18 protein-coding genes are annotated in these 20,972 nt (G+C 71.8%); 12 read left to right on the forward strand and 6 right to left on the reverse strand.

The window, feature by feature from the left end; translation table 11 throughout:
- The first annotated feature begins 2 nt into the window (after positions 1-2).
- Complete coding sequence (locus ACIBST_RS07015) at positions 3-1,148, forward strand: ROK family transcriptional regulator (protein WP_397169769.1); 1,146 nt, start codon at positions 3-5, stop codon at positions 1,146-1,148.
- Here ACIBST_RS07015 and ACIBST_RS07020 read toward each other — a convergent pair whose 3' ends face one another.
- On the reverse strand, positions 1,149-1,874 hold the full coding sequence (locus tag ACIBST_RS07020; protein WP_397169770.1) for a helical backbone metal receptor: 726 nt from the start codon (positions 1,872-1,874) through the stop codon (positions 1,149-1,151).
- 142 nt (positions 1,875-2,016) lie between these two features.
- On the opposite strand from ACIBST_RS07020, the gene ACIBST_RS07025 reads away from it, so the two are divergent.
- Entirely contained in the window at positions 2,017-2,823 is an 807-nt protein-coding gene (locus ACIBST_RS07025; protein WP_397169771.1) for an SAM-dependent methyltransferase, read from the forward strand.
- A gap of 9 nt (positions 2,824-2,832) precedes the next feature.
- A complete protein-coding gene (locus ACIBST_RS07030; RefSeq protein WP_397169773.1) occupies positions 2,833-3,732 on the forward strand; it encodes a TIGR03619 family F420-dependent LLM class oxidoreductase in 900 nt (299 codons plus the stop codon).
- Between the two features lie 23 nt (positions 3,733-3,755).
- Here the strand turns inward: ACIBST_RS07030 and tpx are convergent, their stop codons facing one another.
- Complete coding sequence (gene tpx / locus ACIBST_RS07035; protein WP_397169775.1) at positions 3,756-4,256, reverse strand: thiol peroxidase; 501 nt, start codon at positions 4,254-4,256, stop codon at positions 3,756-3,758.
- A 129-nt stretch (positions 4,257-4,385) separates the two neighbouring features.
- Positions 4,386-7,592: a fused isobutyryl-CoA mutase/GTPase IcmF gene (icmF, locus tag ACIBST_RS07040; RefSeq protein WP_397169777.1), complete on the reverse strand. Its 3,207-nt coding sequence runs from the start codon at positions 7,590-7,592 to the stop codon at positions 4,386-4,388.
- 126 nt (positions 7,593-7,718) lie between these two features.
- Here icmF and ACIBST_RS07045 point away from each other — a divergent pair, with 126 nt between their 5' ends.
- Entirely contained in the window at positions 7,719-8,771 is a 1,053-nt protein-coding gene (locus ACIBST_RS07045; protein WP_397169778.1) for a glucose 1-dehydrogenase, read from the forward strand.
- Positions 8,772-8,782: 11 nt separating this feature from the next.
- Here ACIBST_RS07045 and ACIBST_RS07050 read toward each other — a convergent pair whose 3' ends face one another.
- Positions 8,783-9,733: a CHAP domain-containing protein gene (locus ACIBST_RS07050; protein ID WP_397169780.1), complete on the reverse strand. Its 951-nt coding sequence runs from the start codon at positions 9,731-9,733 to the stop codon at positions 8,783-8,785.
- Positions 9,734-9,857: 124 nt separating this feature from the next.
- On the reverse strand, positions 9,858-10,628 hold the full coding sequence (locus tag ACIBST_RS07055; RefSeq protein WP_352349865.1) for a protein phosphatase 2C domain-containing protein: 771 nt from the start codon (positions 10,626-10,628) through the stop codon (positions 9,858-9,860).
- Positions 10,629-10,703: 75 nt separating this feature from the next.
- Between ACIBST_RS07055 and ACIBST_RS07060 the strand changes: the two genes are divergently transcribed.
- Together ACIBST_RS07060 and ACIBST_RS07065 are read left to right on the forward strand one after the other, a co-directional pair.
- Positions 10,704-12,527 (forward strand): class I SAM-dependent DNA methyltransferase, encoded by a 1,824-nt coding sequence (locus tag ACIBST_RS07060; RefSeq protein WP_397169782.1) that lies wholly within the window; start codon positions 10,704-10,706, stop codon positions 12,525-12,527.
- A gap of 38 nt (positions 12,528-12,565) precedes the next feature.
- Positions 12,566-13,462, forward strand: a complete 897-nt coding sequence (locus ACIBST_RS07065; RefSeq protein ID WP_397169783.1) for a serine/threonine-protein kinase — start codon at positions 12,566-12,568, stop codon at positions 13,460-13,462.
- Here ACIBST_RS07065 and ACIBST_RS07070 read toward each other — a convergent pair.
- Positions 13,446-14,408 (reverse strand): alpha/beta hydrolase-fold protein, encoded by a 963-nt coding sequence (locus tag ACIBST_RS07070; protein ID WP_397169784.1) that lies wholly within the window; start codon positions 14,406-14,408, stop codon positions 13,446-13,448. The genes ACIBST_RS07065 and ACIBST_RS07070 overlap by 17 nt on opposite strands.
- Positions 14,409-14,601: 193 nt before the next feature.
- Between ACIBST_RS07070 and ACIBST_RS07075 the strand changes: the two genes are divergently transcribed.
- From ACIBST_RS07075 to ACIBST_RS07100, 6 genes are read left to right on the forward strand one after another with little or no spacing between them, the layout of a single operon-like run.
- Positions 14,602-15,894, forward strand: a complete 1,293-nt coding sequence (locus ACIBST_RS07075; protein ID WP_397169786.1) for an extracellular solute-binding protein — start codon at positions 14,602-14,604, stop codon at positions 15,892-15,894.
- Positions 15,891-16,850, forward strand: coding sequence for a carbohydrate ABC transporter permease (locus ACIBST_RS07080; RefSeq protein ID WP_397169788.1), 960 nt, complete (start codon positions 15,891-15,893; stop codon positions 16,848-16,850). Before ACIBST_RS07075 ends, ACIBST_RS07080 begins: the two co-directional genes overlap by 4 nt.
- Entirely contained in the window at positions 16,847-17,650 is an 804-nt protein-coding gene (locus ACIBST_RS07085; RefSeq protein WP_397169790.1) for a carbohydrate ABC transporter permease, read from the forward strand. Before ACIBST_RS07080 ends, ACIBST_RS07085 begins: the two co-directional genes overlap by 4 nt.
- Positions 17,647-19,017, forward strand: coding sequence for a GH1 family beta-glucosidase (locus ACIBST_RS07090; protein WP_397169792.1), 1,371 nt, complete (start codon positions 17,647-17,649; stop codon positions 19,015-19,017). The genes ACIBST_RS07085 and ACIBST_RS07090 overlap by 4 nt, the downstream gene beginning before the upstream one ends.
- Positions 19,018-19,049: 32 nt before the next feature.
- The gene (locus ACIBST_RS07095) at positions 19,050-20,045 is read left to right on the forward strand and encodes a LacI family DNA-binding transcriptional regulator (RefSeq protein WP_397169794.1); all 996 of its coding nucleotides are present in this window, start codon (positions 19,050-19,052) and stop codon (positions 20,043-20,045) included.
- A complete protein-coding gene (locus tag ACIBST_RS07100; protein WP_397169795.1) occupies positions 20,032-20,928 on the forward strand; it encodes an aminoglycoside phosphotransferase family protein in 897 nt (298 codons plus the stop codon). Before ACIBST_RS07095 ends, ACIBST_RS07100 begins: the two co-directional genes overlap by 14 nt.
- Positions 20,929-20,972: the final 44 nt, after the last annotated feature.

The raw sequence follows: 20,972 nt of genomic DNA on the forward strand, positions 1-20,972 counted from the left end.
ACATGCTGACGGCAGGGCAGGTCCTCCAGCTCATCCGCGATGGCTCCTGCCGTACCCGCAAGGATCTGATCGAGTTCACCGGCCTGTCCCGGTCGACCGTCACCGACCGGGTCGACCGGCTCATCGCCGCCGGCTACCTGCACGAGTCCGGCGTCGGCGCCTCGGGCGGCGGCCGGCCGCCCTCGGTGCTCGACATCGACGCCGCCCGGCGGCTGATCCTCGTGGCCGACCTGGGCGCCACCCACGCCAGGGTGGCGCTCACCGACCTGGCCGCCCGTCCGATGGCCGAGGAACGCGCCGAGATGCGCATCGACCGCGGGCCCGAGCCGGTGCTGACGTGGGTGCGCGAGGCGTTCCAGCGCCTGCTGGACAGGGCCGGGCGGCCGGCGGGCGACGTGTGCGGCATCGGGCTCGACCTGCCCGGCTCGGTCGACCACACCGGCGGACGGGTGATCAGGTCGTTCCTGATGCCCGGCTGGGACGACCACCCGATCAGGGAGGCCGTCGGGCGCGCGTACGACGTGCCCGTGCTGGTCGAGAACGACGCCAACGCGATGGCGCTCGGCGAGTGGTGGTCGTCCTGGCGGGAGACCGAGTCGCTGATCCTGGTCAAGGTGTCCACCGGCATCGGCACCGGCATCGTCCTCGACGGGCGGATCTACCGGGGCGTCGAGGAGGCCGCGGGCAACATCGGGCACGTCCGCATCCGGGAGACCGACGACCGGGTGTGCACCTGCGGCTCCCGCGGCTGCGTGGCCTCCCTGGCCAGCGGGCACGCGCTCGCGGCCGACCTCGGCCGGGAGACCAGCCGCGACGTCGTGCGCCTGGTGCAGGCCGGCGACCCGGCGGCGATCGCAGGCGTCCAGGAGGCGGGCCGCACGCTGGGCGTGGTGCTGGCCACCGCGGTCAGCCTGCTCAACCCCGGCGTGCTGGTGCTGGCCGGGGACATGGCCGAGACGGAGGAGCACTACCTGACCGGGATCAGGGAGATCGTCTACCGGCGGAGCCTGCCGTACACGACGCGCAACCTGGAGATCGTCACCAGCAGGCTCGGCGACCGGGCCGGGATCGTGGGCATGGCGGTGATCGTGATGGAGCACGTGCTCTCCCCCGCGGCCGTGGACGGCGCGCTGGCCGCCGTCGGCTGATCAGGCCAGCGCGCGCGGCAGGGCGGTGGCGGCCTCGGTGAGCGAGGGGCCGTACCAGGTCAGCAGGCGGCCGCTGACCAGCGCGCAGGCCAGGCCGGGGAACGCCTCGGGGCCGTCGTCCGCGCTGAAGGCGTAGGGCTCGTCGGGCAGCACGACCAGGTCGGGGCGGTGGCCGGTCAGCTCGGGCAGGGGGATCTTCGGGTAGCGGTCGGGGTGGGCGGCGTACAGGTTGTCCACGCCGAGGTGCCGCAGCACGTCCCCGGTGAAGGTGTCGCGGCCCACGACCATCCAGGGGCGGCGCCAGATCGGCACGATCGCGGTGCGGCGCGGGCCGGGCGCTGGGGCTCCCCACGCCTGGCGGGCCTCCGCCAGCCAGTCCGGGCAGCCGCTACGGCAGGCGTGCGCGAACATGCGCTCCAGCGAGGCGAACGCCTGCTCCAGCGTCTCGATCCTGGTCACCCACACCGCCACGCCCGCCTCGCGCAGGGCCTCGACGTCGGGCGCGCGGTTCTCCTCGGCGTTGGCCAGGACGACGTCCGGGCGCAGGCGCAGGACGGCGTCGAGGTCGGGGTTCTTGGTGCCCCTGACCCGGGCCACGTCCAGATCGGCCGGATGCGTGCACCAGTCCGTCGCCCCGACCAGCGCCTCCGGGACGGTCGCCGCCACCGACTCGGTCAGCGACGGCACCAGCGACACGATCCGCCGGACGGTCTGGGGTACCTCCACAGGGACCCCTGTGTCATCGTGGACCACGGCACCACCTTAGGTTGCGTTTTCCTGAAATATGCGTAGCACCACTCTTATGTCGGTATAGATCCGTAGAATCCCGGTAAAGATCGTTAAAACTCTGTGATCGGGGGCTCGACGGTTGGAGCACGAGGCATCGGATTTCGATCCGAACACGCCGAACGTGGCACGGCTCTACGACTACTACCTCGGCGGCAAGGATCACTTCCCGGTCGACCGCGAGGCGGCCGAGCGCATCCTCACGGTGGCGCCCGAGGTACGGGCGGCGGCGCGGGCCAACCGCGCCTTCCTCGGCCGCGCCGTACGCCACCTCGCCGAGTCCGGGATCAGGCAGTTCCTCGACATCGGCACGGGGCTGCCGACCCAGGGGAACGTGCACGAGGTGGCCGCCAAGGTCGCCCCGGGCTCCCGCGTCGTCTACGTCGACCGTGACCCCGTGGTGCTGGTGCACGCCAGGGCGCTGCTCACCGGCCACGGCGAGGACACCACGGTGGTCGAGGGCGACCTGCGCAACCCGGGCGACATCCTGCGCGACCCTGAGGTGCTGCGGACCATCGACTTCAGCCGGCCGGTCGCCGTGCTGCTGGTGGCGATCATGCACTTCATCGAGGAGTCCGACGATCCGGAGCGGATCCTGAAGACCCTGCGTGAGGCCATGGCGCCGGGTAGTTACCTGGTCATGTCCCACGGCACCAGCGACGCCCGTCCCGACGCGGTCAGCACGGGCACCGAGGTCTACCGCAACGCCACCGCGCGGCTGGCGCTGCGCAGCCGGGCCAGGATCAGGGAGCTGTTCGAGGGGTTCGAGCTGGTGGAGCCCGGTCTGGTGTGGCTGCCCGAATGGCATCCCGACCAGGCGGACACGATCGACTTCATGGACCGTCCCGAGTCGTCGCTCATCGTGTGCGGCGTGGCCAGGAAGGTCTAGGACGCGCCCATGGACCTCGGCCTCGCCGTCCCCCAGTACGGCAGGTTCGCCGCGCTGGGCAGCGTGACGCGGGTTGCCCGCGAGGCCGAGGCGATGGGGTTCGCGAGCCTGTGGGCGGGCGACCGGCTGCTGACGCCGCTGCGGCCCAAGGACCGCTATCCCGGGGGCGACGGCAGCGTGCCTGAGGCCCATCGGGTGTTCCTCGACCCGTTCGCGGTGCTGGCGGTGGCCGCGTCCGTGACCTCGTCGGCCCGGCTGGGCACCAGCGCGCTCAACGCCTGCTGGTACCCCCCGCCGGTGCTGGCCCGCTCGCTCACCACGATCGACCACCTGAGCGGCGGCCGGCTGGCGGCGGGCCTCGGCCTCGGCTGGTCCTCCGACGAGTACGCCGCCGTGGGCGTGCCCTGGAAGGGCCGGGCCGAACGTTACGAGGCCACCCTCGACGCCCTGGAGGCGATCTGGGGCGCGGACCTCGTGACGTTCGAGCACGAGCTGTGGACGATCGCGCCCAGCCACATCGACCCCAAGCCGGCCCGCCGCCCGCCGCTGCTGCTGGCCGGGTTCGCCCCGGAGGCGTTGCGCCGGATCGGGCGCAGGGGCGACGGCTGGCTGACGGCCACGCTGCCCGTGCCCGTGCTCCTGTCGATGTGGGAGACGGTCAGGAAGAGCGCCGAGCAGGCCGGACGCGACCCCGGCGCCCTGCGCATGATCCTGCGCGCCAACCCGGTGATCACCGGCGACGGCGTCCCGCCGCGCAGCGGCACGGTCGTCGAGATCGCGGCGTACCTGTCGCAGGCGGCGGAGGCCGGGGTCCACGAGGTCATCCTGGACCTCCAGCACACCGCCGCGAACGACGACCACCTGCTGGAGCTGGCCGCCGACTTCCGTGAGCGCCTCGGCGCCGCCTGAGCGCGGGGCTGCCTGAGCGCGGGTTACTTGAGCGCGGACAGCGCGCCCTCGTAGTCGGGCTCCTGGGTGATCTCGGGCACCAGCTCGGAGTAGACCACGTTGTCGTCGCCGTCGATCACGACGACCGCGCGCGCGGCCAGACCGGCCAGCGGGCCCGACTCCTGGGCCACGCCGTAGTCGGCGAGGAACTCGCGCCCGCGCATGAGCGACAGCATGGTCACCTTGTCCAGGCCCTCGGCGCCGCAGAACCGGTTCTGGGCGAAGGGCAGGTCGGCCGAGACGCAGAGCACGACCGCGTCGGGGTGCTCGGACGCGACCTGGTTGAAGCGGCGCACGGAGGCCGCGCAGACGCCGGTGTCGACGCTCGGGAAGATGTTGAGCACCTTGGTCTTGCCGGCGAAGTCGGCCAGCGTGCGGTCGGCCAGGTCGGTGCCGACCAGCTTGAAGGCGGGCGCGGCGTCGCCGGGCTTCGGGAAGGCGCCGCCCACGGTGATCGGGTTGCCCTTGAAAGTGACGTCGGACATGAAAGCCTCCTGATAGCGATGTTCCCCGACCAGCGATCCTAGCGGCGCGATCTCCCCCACGCCGTAGCGGCTCGGGGACGGCCCGCAGGCGGCTGTCGCCGCCTGCGGGCCGTGGTTCGCCGCCTGCGGCTAGACGTTGCGCCGGTACTGGCCGCCGGCCTCGAACAGGGCCTCGGTGATCTGGCCGAGCGAGCAGACGCGGGCCGCGTCCATGAGCACCGCGAACGCGTTGCCGTCGGACATCGCGACCTCGCGCAGCCGGGACAGCTCCGCGGGCGCCTGCGACCGGTTGCGCTCGTGGAAGGCGCGCAGGCGGTCGAGCTGCGACTGCTTCTCCTCCTCGGTGCCCCTGGCCAGCTCCAGCTTGTGCGGGTCGGACTGCTCGGCGCCGGGGTTGCGGAAGGTGTTGACGCCGATGATCGGCAGGGATCCGTCGTGCTTGCGCATCTCGTACAGCATCGACTCGTCCTGGATCTTGCCGCGCTGGTAGCCGGTCTCCATCGCGCCGAGCACGCCGCCCCGGTCCGACAGCCGCTCGAACTCGGCCAGCACGGCCTCCTCGACCAGGTCGGTCAACTCGTCGATGATGAACGAGCCCTGCAGCGGGTTCTCGTTCCTGGCCAGGCCCCACTCGCGGTTGATGATGAGCTGGATCGCCATCGCCCGGCGCACCGAGTCGGCCGACGGGGTGGTGACGGCCTCGTCGAAGGCGTTGGTGTGCAGGCTGTTGCAGTTGTCGTAGATGGCGATCAGGGCCTGCAGGGTGGTGCGGATGTCGTTGAAGGACATCTCCTGTGCGTGCAGCGACCGGCCCGAGGTCTGGATGTGGTACTTGAGCTTCTGGGAGCGCTCGGCCGCGCCGTAACGCTCGCGCATGGCCACCGCCCAGATCCGGCGCGCCACCCGGCCGAGCACGCTGTACTCGGGGTCCATGCCGTTGGAGAAGAAGAACGACAGGTTCGGCGCGAAGTCGTCGATCCGCATCCCCCTGGCCAGGTACGCCTCCACGTACGTGAACCCGTTGGCCAGCGTGAACGCGAGCTGGCTGATCGGGTTGGCCCCCGCCTCGGCGATGTGGTAGCCGGAGATGGAGACCGAGTAGAAGTTCCTGACCCCGTTCTGGATGAACCATTCCTGGATGTCGGCCATCATCCGCAACGAGAACTCGGTGGAGAAGATGCAGGTGTTCTGCCCCTGGTCCTCCTTCAGGATGTCGGCCTGCACCGTGCCCCTGACCGTGGCCAGCGTACGGGCGCGCAGGTCGCGGGCCTCCTGCTCGTCGGGCTCGCGGCCCTGCTCGGCGCGGAAGCGGTCGAGGGCCTGGTCGAGCGCGGCGTTGAGGAAGAAGGCCAGGATCGTGGGCGCCGGGCCGTTGATCGTCATGGACACCGACGTGTTGGGCGCCGCCAGGTCGAACCCGTCGTAGAGCACCTTCATGTCGTCGAGCGTGGCGATGGACACGCCCGAGGTGCCGACCTTTCCGTAGATGTCGGGACGCAGGTCGGGGTCGTGGCCGTACAGGGTGACCGAGTCGAAGGCGGTGGACAGCCGGGTGGCGGGCTGGCCCTCCGACAGCAGCTTGAAGCGCCGGTTGGTGCGGAACGGGTCGCCCTCGCCGGCGAACATCCTGGTCGGGTCCTCGTCGTCGCGCTTGAAGGGGAACACCCCGGCGGTGAACGGGAACGAGCCGGGCAGGTTCTCCGAGCGCAGGAAGCGCAGCAGGTCGCCGTGGTCGCTGAAGCGCGGCAGGGCCACGCGTGGGATGCGGTTGCCGGACAACGTCTCGCGCCAGAGCGGGGTGTGGATCTCCCGGTCGCGGATCTTCACGACCAGCTCGTCGCTGCGGTACGCCTCCCTGACCGCGGGCCAGCCGTCGAGCAGGCGGCGGCTCTCCTCGCTCAGCTCCCCCTCGGCCTGCTCGGCGAGCCCGGCCAGCCGGGCGTCCTCGCCGTCCAGGAGCTCCCGCACGGCGGCGAGCTGCTGACGGCGGCGCGCGACCTCCGCCTGGGCCAGCGTCTCGGCGTGGTAGGCCCGGACGGAGTCGGCGATGTCGGACAGGTAGCGGGCGCGGGCGGGCGGGACGATCGCCACGGCCGCCTTGGAGGTGCGCTCGGTCACGACGGGCAGCAGCCCCGGCCCGACGTCCGCCAGCAGCAGGCCCTTGAGGTGCTGGTAGAGGGCGGTGACGCCGGCGTCGTTGTAGCGGGCGGCGATGGTGCCGAAGACCGGCATGTCCTCGGGCGACTGACCGAACGCCTCCCGGTTGCGCACGAGCTGGCGGCGCACGTCGCGCAGGGCGTCCTCGGCGCCGCGGCGCTCGTACTTGTTGATGACGACGGCCTCGGCGAAGTCGAGCATGTCGATCTTCTCCAGCTGGGAGGCCGCGCCGAACTCGGGGGTCATGACGTAGATGGGCACGTCGACGTGCGGGACGATGCCGGCGTCGCCCTGGCCGATGCCGGGGGTCTCCACGATCACCAGGTCGTAGCCGGCCGCGCGGCACGCGGTGACCACGTCGTCGAGGCAGGCCGGGACCTCGTTGGCGGCCCCGCGGGTGGCCAGCGAGCGGAAGTAGGTCTGGGGGCCCAGGCTGTTCATCCTGATGCGGTCGCCGAGCAGCGCGCCGCCGCCGCGCCGGCGGGTGGGGTCGATGGCGAGGATGGCGATGCGCAGCTTGTCGTCGTTGTCCACCCGGAACCGGCGGACCAGCTCGTCGGTGAGCGAGGACTTGCCCGAACCGCCCGTGCCGGTGATGCCGAGCACCCGCGCCGGACGCTCCTGGACGGCGACCGCCGCCTTCAGCCCCTCGGCCAGCTCGGCGGGGGCGCGGCCGGACTCCATGAAGGTGATCGCGCGGGCCAGCGCCGCCTGGTCGCCCGAGAGCACGGCCTCGACCGACGGCGGGTCGCCCAGCTCGTGGTCGCACTCCTCGATCAGCTTGTTGATCATGCCGGGCAGGCCGTACCGCTGGCCGTCCTCGGGGGAGAAGATGCGCGTGACGCCCCGCTCGTGCAGCAGCTCGATCTCCTCGGGGACGATCACGCCGCCACCGCCGCCGTACACCTTGACGTGGCCCGCGCCGCGCTCGCGCAGCAGCTCGACCAGGTAGGTGAAGAACTCGACGTGGCCGCCCTGGTAGGAGCTGATGGCCACGCCCTGGACGTCCTCCTGGACGGCGGCCGTGACGATGTCGTCCACGGACCGGTTGTGGCCGAGGTGGATCACCTCGGCCCCCTGCGTCTGGAGGATGCGCCGCATGATGTTGATCGCCGCGTCATGGCCGTCGAACAGCGCCGCGGCGGTCACGAAACGGACAGGGTACGCCGGAACGTGCACGCCTGATCACTCCTTTGTGAGGGGGACCCCTCCTGCGAAGATACTAGGACGTCCAACTATTTCGATAGTAGGCGTCCTCGTAGCTCCTTCCGGTCTGGGTAAGGACTGCCCCAGGGGGTGACGCCGATGCGCGCGTTGACATTCGAGCCGGGCCGGCAGGGGACGCTAGAGGTGGAAGAGGTGCCCGATCCGGAGCCGGGGCCCGGGGAGCTGCTCGTGCAGGGGCTGGCACTGGGGGTGTGCGGCACCGACAGGGAGCTGGCGGCGGCCGAGTACGGCTGGGCGCCGCCCGGCAGGAGCCGCATGGTCATCGGCCACGAGTCGCTCGGCCGGGTGCTGCAGGTGCCCGACGGGTCCGCCTTCTCCACCGGCGACCTGGTCGTGGGCGTGGTGCGCCGGCCCGACCCCGAGCCGTGCGGGGCCTGCGCGCGGGGCGAGTTCGACATGTGCCGCAACGGCCGCTACACCGAGCGCGGCATCAAGGAGATCGACGGCTACGCCAGCGAGCAGTGGGCGGTCAAGGCCGGGTACGCCGTGCGCCTGGACCCGTCGCTGGAGAGCGTGGGCATGCTCGTCGAGCCGACGTCCGTGGTGGCCAAGGCGTGGGAGCACATCGAGCGCATCGGCTCGCGCGCCTGGTTCGAGCCGCGCACGGTGCTGGTGACCGGCGCGGGGCCGATCGGGCTGCTGGCGGCGCTGCTGGGCCGGCAGCGCGGGCTGGAGGTGCACGTCCTGGACCGGACGGCGGGCGGGGCCAAGCCCGCGCTGGTGGCCGATCTGGGGGCGACGTACCACGTGGGCAGCGACCTGGAGGCCTTCATGGACGCCAAGCCGGACATCATCATCGAGGGCACCGGGGTGGGGCAGCTCGTCATGGAGGCGCTGACCTGCACGTCCGCGGCGGGGATCGTCTGCCTGGCCGGGCTCGGGGCCGGCGGGCGCACCCACCGGCTGGACGTCAGCGAGATCAACCGGGACATCGTCCTGGAGAACGACGCGATCTTCGGCACGGTCAACGCCAACCTCCGCCACTTCCGGGACGCCGCGACCGCCCTGGCCCAGGCGGACCGGAGCTGGCTCGAACGCCTGGTCACCCGGCGCGTCCCGCTCAGCCGGGCCAAGGACGCCTTCGTCCACGAGCCGGGCGACGTCAAGGTGGTGCTCGACCTCACCTCGTGATCCCCGCCAGCTCAGTTCTTCGGGGCGTAGGGCCTGCGGCGGTTGGCGGGAACAGGGCCCGCGCCCGTCCGGCCGTCGCGCGGCGCGGGCACGGTGGAGGCGCTGGAGGCGCTGGAGGCGCTGGAGGCGCTGGGGGCGGCGGGGGCGGCGCCCACGCGGACTCCGGCGGCCTCGCGCGGCGGCGGGGCGGGGGTGAGCACGGTCACGCGCGGCGCCCACTCCTCGTCGTCCCTCGTCCGCCCGGCGGCGCGGCCCTCTGGCGCGTTCCAGAACCGCAGCCAGCCGAAGCGGCGGTGGACGCCACGACGGCGGCCGGTCACGCGTAAGGAGAGCACGACGGTCACCAGCACCATGGCGACCAGCAACGCCGGCGGCGTGCCCAGGACGTCGAGAGGCGAGGACCGGCCCGCGTCCGTGCGCGGCGCGGGCACGAACGGCCGCTCGGTCGACCGGATCTCGGTCGCCTGGTCGGCCGCGGCCTTGACGACCCGGGGAAGGCCGTAGCCGACGACCTTGTCGGTGTCCCTGACCTTGCGCTTGAGCCAGACGCGGTCGACGTTGGCCTCGATGGTGTGGATCTTCTTGCCCTCGACCCGTTCCACGATCCCGACGTGGTCGACGCCCTTGTAGCTCTTCCCGCCGCTCCAGTCGAAGAAGACCAGCGCGCCGGGCTCGGGCCGCTGCGCCCAGGCCTTCTGCTTGATGAACCAGGCGGCGTGGGACGGCGTCCAGGCGAACTGCCCGACGTACGGGCCGAGGCCGGTCCTGTCGGCCGCCCAGGCGATGAACATGTCGCACCAGGGCGCGTCGCGGTACTGGGTGTCCTGGACGCGATCCGCGTACCACTGGCCGAATTTGGTGGTCTGGCCGCTCTTCTCCTTGTAACCGAGTTCCTGCCGTACCTGCTTCAGCAGCGCGTCCGCGATCGGGTCCAGGGTGACTCCTCCCCGAAAAACCGACAAATCACGATGGACTGTAGTAGCGCCATCGCGAAATTGCTCGAATCATTCAGAAAGTGTCTATTTATGGGCCCAAATTTCGGCATCGGGACGCATGTGACTCCTGAGACGGATGGTGCGCCGCCCGTCAGGCCCCGGCGCCGACCCGGTAGACGCTCACCTCGCCCGCGCCGGGCGCCACCACGTCGGCCACGATCACGGTGACGTTGTCGGGCGAGCCGCCCTCGTTCGCCAGGTCGATGAGCCGCTGGACGGCCGCCGCGGGGTCTGCCACCGTGGTCAGCACCTCGTGCAGGACCTCGGGCCCGAGCACGGTGGTGAGCCCGTCGGAGCAGAGGAGGTAGCGATCGTCAGGCTCGGCCTCGCGCAGCGCCATGTCCGGTTCGGCCCTGCCCTCGCTGCCCAGGACGCGCAGCACCATGGAACGCCGGGGATGCACGGCGGCTTGATCCTCCGTTATCCGCCCTTCGTCCACCATCGACTGCACAAGTGTGTGATCCTTGGTCATCTGATAGAGCGCACCGTCACGAAGCAGGTATCCGCGGGAGTCACCGAGATGAGCAAGGGCGAACCGGTAGCCGTCCCACAGCATGGCGGTCACCGTGGTCCCCATCCCCCGGCGGGCGGGGTCGATGTCGGCCAGTTCGACCAGCCTGCGGGCCGCCTCGTGCACGGCGCCCTCCAGGGCCGCCTCCAGGTCCGAGCCCGTCTCGGGAAGCGTGGCATCCAGCTCGCGCATGACGGCGATCGCCGCCGAGCTCGCCAGCTCGCCGGCCGCGTGCCCGCCCATTCCGTCGGCAACCACGAGCAACCGGCCACTGGCATAGCCGGAATCCTCGTTCTGCTCCCTGCGGCGGCCCACGTCTGATCCGGCGGCATAGCGGATGTTGTGCTTCATACCCAGCAGTAAATCATTGGTTGAAAGACTTCACAAGCAGATGCGCTGAAGACTCTTGTGAACTACTGTGGCCTCATGAGCCACGACCCGACCGTGAACGCCGGGGACATCGCCCGGCTCGCCGGTGTCGGGCGTGCCGCGGTGAGCAACTGGCGCCGCCGCCACGACGACTTCCCCCAGCCGATCGGCGGAACAGCGAACCAGCCGCTGTTCTCGCTGCGGCAGGTCGAGTCCTGGCTGCGCCGCTACGGGAAGTCCTACCAGGTCTCGCTGGGAGATCGGGTGTGGCAACGCCTGAAAGCCGCCGGCGATCTGCGGCTGGGCCGGTTGGTCGCCCAGGCTGGAACGTTGCTGACCAGCGGTGAGAGCGAGCTGGAGCCCGAGCTGGCCGGGCTCGTGTCGGAGCTGGCCGAGCGCCACGGCGCGCTGACGGCCTACGAGTTCCTCTGCGAGCGTTACCTGGAGGCCCACTCCCGCCAGCTCTCGGTCACCCGGCACGACGTGGCCGAGCTGATGCTGCGGCTCGTCCGCGCCGAGGGCGCCACCGTCCTCGACCCGGCCTGCGGGGTCGGCACCCTGCTCCTGCCGCCGCCCGGCGCGGCGGAACGGTCCGAAAGCGCTGCCGGCGACCCCGCGCCCGCCGCGGGCGACGACCCGCCGCCGGGCCGGCCCGCCCGGGTGCTCGGGCAGGAGCTCAGCGAGACCTCGGCCGCCATCACCGCCGCCCGGCTGCGGCTGCGCGGCATCCAGGCCGACATCGTGGCCGGCGACTCCATGCGGCTCGACGGCTTCCCCGAGGTCAAGGCCGACGCCGTGGTGTGCGATCCGCCGTTCAACGAGCGGGCCTGGGGTTACGAGGAGCTGACCGGCGACCCGCGCTGGGAGCACGGCCTGCCGCCGCGCGGCGAGCCCGAGCTGGCCTGGGTCCAGCACTGCCTCACCCACGTCCGGCCCGGCGGCCTGGTCGCCGTGCTCATGCCGCCGGCCGCCGCGAGCCGCAAGGCGGGCCGCCGGATCAGGGCCAACCTGCTGCGCGCCGGGGCCCTGCGCGCGGTGGTCGCGCTGCCCGGCTCCGACCTGTGGCTGCTGCGCCGGCCCAAGGCGGGCGAGCGGCCGCCGTCCGAGGTGCTCATCCTCGACGCGACGGCCGACCTGGCGCCGGTCGAGCCCGCCTGGCTGGCCTACCTCGACGACCGCTCCGACCAGACCGTGCGCATCATCGACCTGCTGGCCGACGAGGTCGACATGACCCCGGCCCGCCACCAGCGCCGCGACGACGTGGGCCGCGCCTTCGCGCAGGCCCGCGACCGGTTCCTGGCCGCCGCGGCCGTCCCGCCCGATCTGAAGGTGCTCGACCAGCCGCTCGACCAGCCGTCCACGACGCTGGGCGACCTGATCAAGGAGGGCCTGGTGAGCACGTCCCAGGCGCCGCCCAAGATGGCCGCCGACGGGGGTGACGTGGTTGTGCTCACGGCCGACGACGTGCTGCGCGGCGGCGCGCCGTCCGGCCTGACCACCATGCAGCCGGGCCTGGTCGTGATCCGTCCGGGCGACGTGGTGGCCTCCTACTCCGGGGTGCGGGTCATCACCGACGGCGGCGCGGTGCTCGGCCCCCACCTGACCCTCTACCGGGTCGACGCCCGCCGGCTCGACCCCGACTTCCTGGCCGGCTTCCTGCGGGCCGCGGGCGGCCGGGTGACCACCGGGTCCAGCAGGTTCGACGTGCGCCGCACCCGCGTGCCGCGGCTGTCGCTGAAGGAGCAGAAGGCGTACGGGGAGGCGTTCAGGCAACTGGCCGTGCTGGAGGACGCGCTTCGCGAGACCTCGACCCTCGGCCGCACGCTGATCAGGCTCGGCCTCGACGGGCTGGCCGACGGCCATCTGCACCCGCAGTCCTGACGGTGTAGTTTTTCCCGAAAGGCTGCGTGGAGGGGCGAATGGTCATCGGCGACCGCTATGAGCTCGACGACCTCCCCCTAGGGCAGGGCGGGATGGGCGCGGTCTACGCGGGCCACGACCGCCACCTCGACCGCAGGGTGGCGGTGAAGCTGCTCAGGCTGCCGAGCGGCCCCGACCACGAGCTGGAACGCCGCTTCATCCGTGAGGCGCGCATCCTGGCCAGGCTGGAGCACCCGGGCGCGCCCGTGCTCTACGACTTCGGCACCCACGAGCAGCGGCTCTACCAGGTGATGCAGTTCATCGAGGGCGTCACCGTGGCCGACGTGGTCAGCGAGCACGGCCCGCTGCCGGTGCCGTGGGCGGCGGCCATCGCGGCCCAGGCGTGCGCGGTGCTGTCGGCGGCCCACGCCCTGGCGATCTGCCACCGCGACCTCAAGCCGACCAACCTCATGCTCTGCCCCGACGGCAGCGTCAAGGTGCTCGACTTCGGGCTCGCGCTGCTGCGGGACGCCGACGTCACCACCTTCACCCGCATCGGCCAGATCCTCGGCACGCCGGCGTACATGGCCCCCGAGCAGATCCAGCACGGCGTGGCCGAGCCGCGCAGCGACCTGTACTCCCTCGGCTGCGTCCTGCACGAGATGCTGACCGGGCGGCAGCTCTTCACCGGGCCGACCGACTACGTGGTGTTCGAGCAGCAGGTCAAGGAGCGCCCTCCGGCCATCCCCGGGCTGCCCGACGAGCTGGGCGCGCTCCTGGCCGAGCTGCTGGAGAAGCAGCCGGAGAACCGTCCGGCCGACGCCGACGACCTGTACGAGCGGCTGGCCCCCTTCGCCGTCGAGCTGCCGATGCTGCCCGGCTTCCTGACCGAGGCGCCGAGCCCCGGCCGCATGTACGCCCGCATGGTGGGCCGCGTGCTCAGCCGCCGGTCGTAGCGCCCGGGAGCCCGGCGAAGGCGGCGATCAGGGCGTCCCCCAGGCGGTCGCGCCAGCAGTAGCGGTCGTGGCCGCCCTCGAACTCCCGGTAGTCCGCCGCCGCGCCGAGGACGGCCCGCAGCCGCTCGGTCGGGCCGTGCATGTCGTCGTCCTCCAGGCTGCCGAGCTGGAGGTGCACGCGCGGCGCCGGGCCCCTGGCCAGCTCGCCCGTCAGCCATTCGGACTCGGGGCCGTCCGGCCACCAGAACGAGCCCGACTGCGACACCGCCGCCGCGAACCTGCCGGGATGCCGGTGGGCGGCGTAGACGGCGGTGAGCCCGCCGAGGCTCTGGCCGGCGATCACGGTGCGGCCGTCGTGGGGCAGGGCGTCCACGAAGGCAGGGTCGCAGGTGAGCCGGGCCGCGCGCTCGGGGCCCGACTCGACCAGCCAGGCCCGCACCGGCGGGATGCGGCCGGCCGCGATGAGGTTGTCGAGGATGACGGGCAGGTCGCCGGTCCACTCCTCGCCGTCGAGCGCGACCAGCGAGCCGGCCGGCGGGAGGACGGGCTCGTACCGGAACCCGGCGCGCTCGCGCACGAGCCGGTGGCGGCGCCGGCCGGGGACCAGCCACGGTGACGACGGGGTCGTCTCGGCGATCGAGCAGCCCCGCCACAGGCGGGGGTTGAGCGGGTCGGCGAGCTGCGCGCCGTCAACCTGGAGGCGGTAGGAGGCGCGCCAGCCGTGCCGCACGCGGAAGGTACGGCTCCACAGGCCCGGTTCGCGCTCCAGCAGGGCGTCGTCGCCGTCGGGACGCAGCCGGCCGGCCAGGACGCGCACCTCGCGGGCGGGGCCGCGCCACAGGAACGTGACCGCGTCGTGCTCGTCGTCGAGCCGGGTGACGACGGGCGTGACGGCCGCGCCGGGACGGGGAACCGGCAGGGTCTCGGGCGGAAGGTCGCTCGTCAAGGCGGGCTGCTCCTCGATCCGGTCGGAGACGTTGCAGCACCCTACCCCAACCACTCCGGGACCGGCCCTGAACGCGCTCTCTTGGTAACGCCGATCGTTATGCGGACCCCGTTGACAGGGCGGCGTGACGGCCGCGAATCTGGCGAGAGAGCGCTCTCTCACCTGCCCCCAAGCTCCCCCCAGGAGGGTTTCCATGACCCCTCGTGTCCGGCGGCTCGCCCTGCCCGTGCTCACCGCGTCCCTGCTCGCGCTGGCGACCGCCTGCGGTGGCGGCGGCGGCCCCACCACCGAGGCGAGCGCCAAGCCCGGCGAGAAGATCAAGCTGTCCATCGGGCTCTTCGGCGACTTCGGCTTCAAGCCGCTCTACGAGGAATACAAGAAGACCCACCCGAACATCGAGATCACCGAAGCTGTCACCCAGTTCAACGACCACCACAACAACCTGGTCAAGCGCCTGGCCACGAACGCCGGCGCGGGTGACGTCGAGGCCGTCGAGGTGGGCTACATCAGCACGTTCACCTCCCAGCCCGACAAGTTCGTCGACCTCAAGCAGTACGGGCTGGACAAGCGCCAGGGCGACTACCTCGACTGGAAGTGGCAGCAGGGCCTCAGCAAGGACGGGCAGCAGCTCCTCGGCCTCGGCACCGACGTCGGCGGCCTGGCCATGTGCTACCGCAAGGACCTGTTCAAGAAGGCCGGGCTGCCGAGCGACCGGGCCGCGGTGAGCGCTCTCTGGCCGACCTGGGAGCAGTACATCGAGACCGGTAAGAAGTTCGGCGCCGCGGACGTCGCCGGCGCCAAGTTCGTCGACTCCCCCGGCGAGATCTTCCGCGCCATGGTCAACCAGGCCCCGGTCGGCCTGTACGACGCCCAGGACAAGATCATCGTGGACAGCAACCCCGACGTGAAGAAGGCGTGGGACCTGTCCAACCAGCTCACCCAGGAGGGCCTGACCGCCAAGCTGGCCGCCTTCACCCCGCCGTGGAACACCGGCTTCGCCAAGGGCTCGTTCGCCACGATCATCTGCCCGGCCTGGATGACCGGGTTCATCCAGGAGCAGGCCAAGGACGCCTCCGGCAAGTGGGACATCGCGACCGTGCCGGGCGGTTCGGGCAACAGCGGCGGCTCGCATCTCATGGTGCCCAAGCAGAGCAAGCACCCCAAGGAGGCGGCCGAGCTGATCGACTTCCTGACCTCCAAGGAGAACCAGGCCAAGGTGTTCAAGGAGGAGGGCACGTTCCCGTCGATCCCGTCGCTGTACGACGACCCCTCGATCCAGAACTTCACCAAGCCGTTCTTCGGCGACGCCCCCATCGGCAAGATCTACTCCGACGCCGCCAAGGCGCTCAAGCCGCAGCACCTAGGCCCCAAGGAGGCCGACGTCCGGGTGGCGATCGGCAACGGGCTCGGCCGGGTCGAGCAGGGCAAGCAGACGCCCGACGAGGCGTGGGCACAGGTCCTCCAGGACGTCCAGAAGATCAAATGAGTACGCTCCCGCTGTCGGCGCCGACCCGGCACCGGCGGCGTGGCGTGCGGCACACCCTCGACGTGAGGGTGTCGCCGTACGCCTACGTCGCCCCCTTCTTCCTGCTCTTCTGCGCCTTCGGGCTGTTCCCGCTGATCTACACGGCCTGGGTCAGCCTGCACGACTGGACCCTGCTGTCGGAGGAGCACACGTTCGTCGGCGCGAAGAACTTCCAGACGCTGCTGGCCGACGGCTACTTCTGGAACGCCACCTTCAACACGCTGTCCATCGGCGTGCTGTCCACCGTGCCGCAGCTCCTGCTGGCCGTCTGGCTGGCCCACCTGCTGAACCGGCGGCTGCGCTTCCAGACGCTGCTGCGCATCTCGATGCTGCTGCCCAACGTCACCAGCGTGGTGGCCGTGGTGGTGATCTTCAGCCAGCTCTTCGGCCGCGACTTCGGGCTGATCAACTGGGTGCTGTCATGGGTCGGCATCGGGAAGATCGACTGGGCGGCCGGCACCGCGACCTCGCACATCGCGCTCTCCGTGATGATCATGTGGCGCTGGACCGGCTACAACGCGCTCATCTTCCTGGCCGCCATGCAGGCCGTACCGCGCGAGCTGTACGAGGCCGCCACCCTCGACGGCGCGAGCAGCTTCACCCAGCTGCGCCGGATCACCATCCCGATGATCCGGCCCACGATCATCTTCGTCGTCATCGTCTCCACGATCGGCGCGATGCAGATCATCGCCGAGCCCCTGCTGTTCGGCCAGAGCAGCGGCGCGGGCGGCGGCGCGGCCAGCGGCGGCCCGGACCGCCAGTACCAGACGCTCGCGCTGTTCGTCTACGAGCAGGGCTTCACCAAGTTCGACTTCGGGTACGCCTCGGCGGCGTCATGGCTGATGTTCCTGGTCGTGGTGGTCGCCGCCGGGATCAACTTCCTGATCAGCCGGCGGGTGAAGGGCGGCACGACATGAGACTGCGCTACCTGACCCTCGTCGCGGTCGCCTTCTTCTCCGCCTTCCCGCTCTACTACAGCGTCGTGGTTGCCTCGCGGCACAACTCGGCGCTGGCCGAGGTCCCGCCGCCGCTGCTGCCCGGCGGGAACTTCTTCGCCAACGTCGCCCGCGTGTTCGACACCGTGCCCTTCGGGCTGGCGCTGCTGAACTCGGTCATCGTGGCGGGCTCGATCGCGGTCGCGGTGATGTTCTTCTCGACGCTGGCCGGGTTCGCCTTCGCCAAGCTGAGGTTCCGGGGCAGGAACGCCATGCTGGTGATCACCGTGGCCACCATGATGGTCCCGGCCCAGCTCGGCATCATCCCGCTCTACCTGCTCATGGTGAAACTGGAGTGGACCGGCACGGACTACGCGCTGATCGTGCCGGCGCTGGTCAACGCGTTCGGGGTGTTCTTCATGACCCAGTACCTGACCCGGGCGCTGCCGGACGAGCTGCTGGAGGCCGGGCGGGTGGACGGGTGCACGACGTGGGGCCTGTTCTGGCACGTCGTGCTGCCCGCCGCGCGGCCGGCGGCGGCCGTGCTCGGCATGCTGACGTTCATGTCGGCGTGGAACGACTACTTCTGGCCGCTGGTCGTGCTGAACCCGGACAACCCGACCGTCCAGGTGGCTCTGTCCACGCTGGCCAGCGGTTACGTCAACGACTACGTGCTGGGGCTGGCGGGCACGGCGGTCGGCGTCCTGCCGCTCGTGGCGGTCTTCGCCCTGTTCGGCAGGCAAATCATCGGTGGAATCATGCAAGGAGCTGTTAAGGGATGAAGTTTCCCGCGGAATTCGTCTGGGGAGCGGCCACGGCCTCCTACCAGATCGAGGGGGCGGTCAAGGAGGACGGGCGCGGCCGGTCGATCTGGGACACCTTCTCCCACACCCCCGGGAAGGTCGCCGGCGGCGACACCGGTGACGTGGCCTGCGACCACTACCACCGCTACCAGGACGACGTCGCGCTGATGCGCGAGCTGCGGCTGCGGGCCTACCGGTTCTCGGTGGCCTGGCCGCGCGTGCAGCCGGAGGGTGCGGGGCCGATCAACCCGCGCGGCCTCGCCTTCTACGACAAGCTCGTAGATGAACTACTAGCCGCCGAAATTTCGCCCTATGTCACGCTTTATCACTGGGACCTTCCCCAAGCACTCGAAGACCACGGCGGCTGGACGAACCGCGACACGGCCTACCGTTTCGCCGACTACGCCCAGGCCGTGCACGACCGGCTCGGCGACCGGGTGACCCACTGGGCGACGCTCAACGAGCCCTGGGTGTCGGCCTTCCTCGGCTACGGCAACGGCGTGCACGCGCCCGGCCGCCGCGACCCCGGCCAGGCCATGCGCGCGGCTCACCACCTGCTGCTCGGCCACGGCCTGGCGGCGCGCCGGCTGCGGGCGGCGGGGGCGCGCAGCATCATGCTCGTGGTCAACTCCGCGCCGGTGCTCACCCCGGCCCAGGTCAACGACCCCACGGCGGTCGCCGGCGAGGCGGACGCGGCCGCCGCCGAACGCGTCCACGCCCTGCTGACCAGGCAGTTCCTCGACCCGGCGATCCACGGCAGGTACCCGGAGGAGGTCCTCGCGGCGGCGGCGCGCAACGGCGGGACGGCGCACGTCCACGACGGCGACCTGGAGCTGATCAACGCGCCGATCGACCTGGTCGGCGTCAACTACTACAACCCGTGCGTGGTCGAGTCGGGCCCGGGGCTGCCCGCCGACGCCGCCTGGCCGGGCTCCGACGGCGTGCGCTTCACCACGGCCGACGCCCCGGTCACCGCGATGGGCTGGCCGATCGTGCCCGACGGCCTGTCCCGGCTGCTCGTCCGGCTCTCGAAGGACTATCCGCAGGTCGGGCTCATGGTCACCGAGAACGGCGCGGCCTTCGACGACCTGGTCGAGGACGGCCGGGTGCACGACGACGAGCGCGTGGCGTACCTGGACGGGCACCTGCGCGAGCTGCACCGGGCCGTCGAGGCGGGCGCCGACCTGCGCGGTTACCTGGTGTGGTCGCTGCTGGACAACTTCGAGTGGGCCGAGGGCTACCGGCGCAGGTTCGGCATCGTGCACGTGGACTACGCGACGCAGACCCGGGTGCCCAAGGACAGCGCCCTGTGGTACCGCGACGTCATCAGCAGGAACGGCCTGTAGATTTTTTCCGTGCTCTCCCTCTTGGTGCAGTCATGAGACGCCCGACGCTGGAGGCGGTCGCCGCCCGCGCGGGCGTCTCCCGCGCGACCGCCTCCAGGGTCGTCAACAACCAGACGACCGTCGCGCCGCACATCCGCGACGCCGTGCAGCGCGCCATCGACGAGCTGGGCTACATCCCCAACTCGGCGGCGCGCAGCCTGGTCACCCAGCGCACCGACTCGATCGCCCTGGTCGTCAGCGAGCCGGGCACCCGGGTCTTCTCCGAGGACCCGATGTTCTCCACGGCGATCAGGTCGGCCAGCTACGAGCTGGAGGCGGTCAACAAGCAGGTCGTGCTGATGCTGGCGTCCTCGCCCAAGAGCCACGCCCGGGTGGAGCGGTACATCTCGGGCGGTCACGTCGACGGCGTCATGCTGATCTCCATGCACGGCGCCGACCCGCTGCCGGCCGCGCTGTCGCGCCTGCGGGTGCCGGTGGTCTCCTACGGGCGGCCGGCCGTGCCGGTCGACATCCCGTTCGTCGACAACGACAACGTGGGCGGGGCCGAGGCGGGCGTGCGGCACCTGGTCGAGTCCGGGCGGCGCAGGATCGCCACCATCGCCGGCCCGCAGGACATGATCGCCGGCCAGGACCGCCTGACCGGCTACCGCAACGTGCTGCGCGACTCCGACCGCCGCTCGATCGTGGCCGTGGGCGACTTCACCCGGGAGTCGGGCGCGATCGCGATGCGCCAGCTCCTCGGCGACGACCCCGCGCTCGACGCCGTGTTCGTGGGCAACGACCTGATGGCGGTCGGCGCGCTGCAGGCGCTGCGCCAGGCCGGCCGGCGGGTGCCCGACGACGTCGCGGTGGTGGGGTTCGACGACATCGAGGCGGCCAAGTACACCGAGCCGCCGCTGACCACGCTGCGCCATCCGATCGCCGAGCAGGCGGCGGCCATGGTCGGGCTGCTGCTCGGCCTGTTCGAGGGCGGCTCGCGGGAGCCGGTGATCCTGCCGACCGAGCTGGTGGTCCGTGAGTCGGCCTGAGCCCGCCGCAGCTACCCGGGTGATCTCCGCCGGCGAGGCCGTGGCCGCCGCCGTCGCGGTGGCCGAGGAGCACGGCGTCACGGTGCGCGAGCCCGTCGTGCTGAAGGACTCCTACAACCTGCGCATCCATCTGCGGCCCGCGCCGGTCGTGGCGCGGGTGCCCACGGTCACCGCCCTGGCCCGGCTGCGGCCCGAGGAGGCGATGCGCCGGGAGCTGGCGGTGGTGTCGTTCCTGCACGAGCGGGGTGCGCCGGTCGTGCCGCCGAGCGACCTGCTGCCCGCGCGGGTGCACGAGCGCGGCGGGGCGCTGGTGTCGTACTGGCGGCACGTCGAGCACCACGGGGCGCGGCCGGTGACGCCCGAGGTGTTCGGGCGGGCGCTGCGCGAGCTGCACGAGGCGCTGCGCGGCTATCCCGGCGAGCTGCCGCGCCTCGGGCCGGTCCTCGACGAGCCCGCGCACCTGCTCCGGGTGCTCTCGGCCGACCTGGAGCCGGCGGTGTCGGCCCGGCTCGCGCAGGCCCGCGCCGGTCTGGCGGCCCGGCTGCCGGTGGGAGGGCAGGCCGTGCACGGCGACGCCCATCCGGGCAACCTGCTGGTCACGCCCGCCGGCCTGCTGTGGAACGACTTCGAGGAGACCACGTACGGGCCCGTGGGCTGGGACCTGGCCTGCCTGCTGGGCACCGTGCGGCTCGACGGCCGCGCGGCCGTGCGCGCCTACGGGGCCGATCCCGGCGACCCTGACCTGGCGGTGTTCGCCGAGGCACGGGCGCTGCAGGCCGTCCTGTGGACGCTGGTCAGGGCGCGGCGCTTCCCCGAGGAGCGGGCCGCCGCCCGTGCTGTCCTCGACGGCTGGCTGCGCGACCCCACCGGCCGCGCCCGCTGACCGCCCGTTCCCAGGCCCGTTCCCATGCCTGTTCCCAGGCCCGT

Source organism: Nonomuraea sp. NPDC049684 (assembly GCF_044465345.1).
In the GTDB taxonomy this organism is placed as follows: domain Bacteria; phylum Actinomycetota; class Actinomycetes; order Streptosporangiales; family Streptosporangiaceae; genus Nonomuraea.

What these genes read in the sequence shown, in the direction of transcription:
- ACIBST_RS07095 (WP_397169794.1), top strand. Translation starts at nt 19,050, where the DNA reads ATGAGACGCCCGACGCTGGAGGCGGTCGCCGCCCGCGCGGGCGTCTCC.
- ACIBST_RS07075 (WP_397169786.1), top strand. Translation starts at nt 14,602, where the DNA reads ATGACCCCTCGTGTCCGGCGGCTCGCCCTGCCCGTGCTCACCGCGTCC.
- tpx (WP_397169775.1), bottom strand. Translation starts at nt 4,256, where the DNA reads ATGTCCGACGTCACTTTCAAGGGCAACCCGATCACCGTGGGCGGCGCC.
- ACIBST_RS07080 (WP_397169788.1), top strand. Translation starts at nt 15,891, where the DNA reads ATGAGTACGCTCCCGCTGTCGGCGCCGACCCGGCACCGGCGGCGTGGC.
- ACIBST_RS07090 (WP_397169792.1), top strand. Translation starts at nt 17,647, where the DNA reads ATGAAGTTTCCCGCGGAATTCGTCTGGGGAGCGGCCACGGCCTCCTAC.
- ACIBST_RS07045 (WP_397169778.1), top strand. Translation starts at nt 7,719, where the DNA reads ATGCGCGCGTTGACATTCGAGCCGGGCCGGCAGGGGACGCTAGAGGTG.
- ACIBST_RS07015 (WP_397169769.1), top strand. Translation starts at nt 3, where the DNA reads ATGCTGACGGCAGGGCAGGTCCTCCAGCTCATCCGCGATGGCTCCTGC.
- ACIBST_RS07030 (WP_397169773.1), top strand. Translation starts at nt 2,833, where the DNA reads ATGGACCTCGGCCTCGCCGTCCCCCAGTACGGCAGGTTCGCCGCGCTG.
- ACIBST_RS07065 (WP_397169783.1), top strand. Translation starts at nt 12,566, where the DNA reads ATGGTCATCGGCGACCGCTATGAGCTCGACGACCTCCCCCTAGGGCAG.
- ACIBST_RS07055 (WP_352349865.1), bottom strand. Translation starts at nt 10,628, where the DNA reads ATGAAGCACAACATCCGCTATGCCGCCGGATCAGACGTGGGCCGCCGC.
- ACIBST_RS07060 (WP_397169782.1), top strand. Translation starts at nt 10,704, where the DNA reads ATGAGCCACGACCCGACCGTGAACGCCGGGGACATCGCCCGGCTCGCC.
- ACIBST_RS07085 (WP_397169790.1), top strand. Translation starts at nt 16,847, where the DNA reads ATGAGACTGCGCTACCTGACCCTCGTCGCGGTCGCCTTCTTCTCCGCC.